This is a genomic window from Magnetococcales bacterium, assembly GCA_015232395.1.
In the GTDB taxonomy this organism is placed as follows: Bacteria; Pseudomonadota; Magnetococcia; order Magnetococcales; family JADFZT01; genus JADFZT01.
In genome coordinates this window covers 1-4,007 of sequence record JADFZT010000155.1, presented here as the reverse complement: position 1 = coordinate 4,007, position 4,007 = coordinate 1, and the positions used below count along the sequence as shown (strand labels likewise).

Sequence of the window (4,007 nt, the reverse complement as noted above, 5' to 3'; positions counted from 1 at the left end):
GTACCGTAACATGTCGTTTTCTTTAGGATTTGATTTTTCGATAGGCTCAAATGTGCCCACCCGCCAGAAACTCAGGCTTGAACAGCATGGGCTTTTCGCCCGGGTGCTCCCGGAAGAGGTGATAAGCGCGGCGACGGCCAATACGGTCGAATTCGATACCAGCCCTGATCCGGTTGCCGCCTACCAGATCCTGGTTCAAATCCGCCGGCAGGTGTTCCGCCTCCAGAACCTGAAGCTGGAGGGGCACGATCAAACCGTCACGTTCCTCCCGGTTGCGCAACCGGACAATCACCTCGCCGCCCTCGATCATGGCCCGGGCGATCAGGGCCTGGAGGCCATAGAAACCGCACAGGCCATGGGCGTCCGCTTCCTTGGTCCACTCCTGCCACAGGGCCTGAATTTTTTCTTTTGTCTCTGGGTTTGAATGGGTGGACTGGGGTTTGATGCCGGTCCCCACCAGATTGGCCACCAGAGAGTCCACGGCGTTGGATGCCCAGGCGTTGCGGCGGACCAGGTCACGTGACCGGGAGCGCATGAGGGTGGCATCCCGGAACAGCAGCGCGTTGGCCCCGTCGTTGCCAGGAGTCCAGTTGCCGAGTCGTCGCCCCGTGGCTGCACCCTCGTAACCGCCAGCCCGACGCGAAGGCATGGTTCGGCGCAATCGGTGGAGTCCTTTCCAGCCGATATTGACTGCTTTTTGTAGCAAGCCCATGTCAGAGATCTTTTTGGCTGCGAACACGGACATGACGGGCAATGCGCCGTTCTCCCGTCCGGGAGATCTCCCTGTCCAGAAGATCCAGAGCGTTGCGCACCTGGGTCAGATCGTATTCGACCGTTTTGTCCCCATGGGTCACCCGCTTTTGGAGGGACTCCAGCCGTTCCAGAAGCCGGTCCCGGCGGATAGTCAATTCAGAGAGGGTCGCCATGATCAGATCCAGGTTGAAGGAATGACGCGCCGTTGGGCCTTCGGCTTCATTGGCGTCGGCCTGCGCGCATCAGAGGAGTTGACTTTCATCGGCGCCAGGGAAATCCGATGGGCCTCACGGTTCAAACGCAACCCCATGCTGATCAGCCCCTGCAGGGCAGCCATCGCGTAAACGCGGCAATCCAGAGCCTCGTTACGATCCTTGTCCTTCTTTTTCCATTCCCGGATGGGTCGGCCCTTGTGGTATCGGGTAACGACCGACTCGGCGGTGAGCTGTTTGAAAAACTCCGCATCCCGATTCATCGGGAAATGGCAATAACCTGGTCCTGCCTCTTCCAACTGCAAGCGGGCGTAAACCGCCTCTTTGCAGGCATCCACGCCGACAATGAAGAGCGGTACTTTGCCCTTGTTGTTCCGGGAGGGACGGCGTGGCCAGATGGGTACGCCCATACCGCCACGCCCTTTGATGGCCCAGACCCGCCGACCCTGGCGAGCGCGGCAGAAGGCGTAGGCTTTCAATGTGTGATGCCCACCGGTATCCACCGCCACGGCGCGAATGCTCAGGTCCGAAACCTCCCGGCTATGGGGAAATGTCCGGGAGAGAAAATCATCCAGATCCTTCCAAACCGCCGGAGAGGATGGATCGCCCCACAGCACCCGGTAGTCGATGGACCAGGACTCTTCGTCCTTTCCCCAACCGACCACCTCCACTTCAATACGATCGTCCTGAACATCCACGCCTGCATCGAGGATGGCCACACCGGCGGGAAGCAGATGGCCCCAATCCTCACGGCGCTCCATCAACCCTTCGCCATCGATTCGGTCGGCGTCTTCCTCCCAGCTTTCCGCCAGCTTGGTATTGCACCAGACTTTCAGCCGGGGCGGATCTTTATAGACCTGCCCATGCTCGACGGCGATTTCTCCCCATGAGGTCCAGCCATGGGGGGAATACAGGCCGGAAAGATGAAACCCGGCGGTTTTGCCGTCGCTCTGGGCTTCGGCGATCCATTTGCCGTTCTCCAGCATCCACCCTTTTTTATGATCCTGAAGTTCGGTTCCGCAGTGGATGCAGAGATAAAATGCCTTCTCGCGCTCTCCCTTGGGCCAACGCACCTGTCGCCATTCCAGAATCTGGAACTCCCCGCACTCAGGGCATGGAACCCAGTATTTACGTTGATCACTTTCCAGGTAAGCCGCTTCGATGCGGCTGAACCCCTTGATGGTGGGGGTGCTGGTCAGCAGGATCTTGCGATTGTAAAAAGTCGCCGCCCGCTGTATGGCCAATCCGATGGGATCACCTTCCTGATCGACATCCGCCGAAAACCGGTCCACCTCATCCAGAAACAGAAACCGCACCGGGGTGGAACTGAGCCCCACCGCCGAATTGGCCCCGGTCATCATCAGGGCGCCGCCTGGAAACTCCTTGGTCAGGACCGTGTTGCCCGAATCCCGGGAACGAGCCGGCTTGACCAGTTCCCGCAAAACCTGGCTTGCCTCAATCAGGGGGGCGATTCGCTGCTTGGAGTAGCGTTTGGCCATCTCCACCGTCGGCTGCACCATCAACATGGGACCTGGAACGTGGTGGATCACATGGCCGATCCAGTTGAGGCCCGCTTCGGTTTTTCCGGTTTGCGACGCGAACATCGCCACCACCCGTTCAATCGGCGAAGATGGCGACAGGCAGTCCATCACCTCTTTCAGATACGGTGTCCGGCTGGTGCGCCAGGGACCGGGCTCGCTGGAGGCAACGCTGGAGAGCATCCGGTGTTTGTCCGCCCATTCCGAAACGGTCAGCAGCGGATCGGGCCGGAGACCTTGGCGGAACGCCTCGTCATAAACATCAGCGGCGGACGGCATCAGGGCCACGCTCATGATTTCACCACCGTTCCGGAAAGTCCCTCCAGGACGACATGGATCTCCCGGGTCAGGATATCGCTCACCGTGTTGACGTCGCTCTCCGCCGCCACCAGAGCCGCCACCCGGCTGGGCAGTTTCATCAATTGGTTCCGGGTGATCCGCGCCCGGTTGAAGCTGGCCACCTTTACCTCGTCCACGTCCACATATTTTCCCGCTTCGATCCGCTCCTTGATTTCCAGCAGGCTGGCCTTTTTCACTTCGCTCTTGATGCGGGCCTTGAGCAGCATGGTGGCAAGATTGCCGGGACCGCCGCCGGGCAGATCCAAACCCTGGCCCGCATCCGGGACCGTCATGGGAGGCGGCGCGGGTTTGGCGATCGGTTGAGGCGCAGGGGGGCGTCGCTCCGGACGCGCCGGTTCCCGCACTGCTTCCAGGGCGGCGTCGGCCTGGGTAGGGTCCACCTTCCCATCCACCAGACGCACCACGCCCTTCTTCACCAGCTTGCTGACGTATTGGCGCGAGAAACCCTTTTGCCGCGCCCATTCGGACTGACTTGGAAGCATGAAAATATTATCTTTTTTGTCGATTATATGCTGGATATGAGGTGCCGAGCGATGGCTATATGGCCTCCAAGATCAACGCAGGAATGGAGAACAAAAATGGCAAAATTTTTCATCACGTTAACCCGCCAGATCACCATCAAGGCTCAAATGGACATTGAAGCCGAGACCGAGGAGGAAGCTCGGGCCAAGGCCCTGGAGTTGGCCTCCTGGGATAACGCGCGGGACGACCGCGACAACGGCATCGAATGGGAAAGCGACCGCATTCATTGGCTGGACGCCACCGACCCGGAGGTCAACCGGGTGGTGGAACTGGACTGAAACCCGAACAACCCGAACAGGAGAACGCAGATGAACAACCTCACCCAGACCCAGCAAACCATCCTCGAAACCGCCGCCACCCGCCCGGACGGGGCGATCCAACCCCTGCCGGAGAGAATCCGGGGCGGAGCCGCCGCCAAGGTGATCAAGGCGCTCATGGACAAGGGGTTGATCCAGGACATCGGATTGCAACCGCCTTTCCAGACCCTGGTCATCAGCGACGCAGGCTACCGGGCCATCGGCCAGGAACCTCCGGCGGATCAACAGTCGGAGGAAGCCTCCGAAGAGGCGCAGGACGCCGCCCCGGATGAACCTGCCGCCGAAAGCGAACCGGATTCCCTGAC

5 protein-coding genes and 1 pseudogene are annotated in these 4,007 nt (G+C 60.2%); 2 read left to right on the top strand and 4 right to left on the bottom strand.

Annotation, left to right across the window (positions count from 1 at the left end):
* Positions 1–76 precede the first annotated feature (76 nt).
* The 4 genes and pseudogenes from HQL52_20140 to HQL52_20125 form a co-directional block, all read right to left on the bottom strand.
* Positions 77–649 (bottom strand): annotated as a pseudogene (locus HQL52_20140) (phage portal protein).
* Between the two features lie 64 nt (positions 650–713).
* Positions 714–926, bottom strand: a complete 213-nt coding sequence (locus tag HQL52_20135; GenBank protein MBF0371751.1) for a hypothetical protein — start codon at positions 924–926, stop codon at positions 714–716.
* Positions 927–928: 2 nt separating this feature from the next.
* Entirely contained in the window at positions 929–2,785 is a 1,857-nt protein-coding gene (locus HQL52_20130) for a phage terminase large subunit family protein (GenBank protein ID MBF0371750.1), read from the bottom strand.
* An 8-nt stretch (positions 2,786–2,793) separates the two neighbouring features.
* A complete protein-coding gene (locus HQL52_20125) occupies positions 2,794–3,345 on the bottom strand; it encodes a hypothetical protein (protein MBF0371749.1) in 552 nt (183 codons plus the stop codon).
* A gap of 96 nt (positions 3,346–3,441) precedes the next feature.
* Between HQL52_20125 and HQL52_20120 the strand changes: the two genes are divergently transcribed.
* Together HQL52_20120 and HQL52_20115 are read left to right on the top strand one after the other, a co-directional pair.
* A complete protein-coding gene (locus tag HQL52_20120) occupies positions 3,442–3,663 on the top strand; it encodes a hypothetical protein (GenBank protein ID MBF0371748.1) in 222 nt (73 codons plus the stop codon).
* 30 nt (positions 3,664–3,693) lie between these two features.
* A partial coding sequence (locus tag HQL52_20115) for a hypothetical protein (protein ID MBF0371747.1) occupies positions 3,694–4,007 on the top strand: 314 nt, incomplete at its 3' end.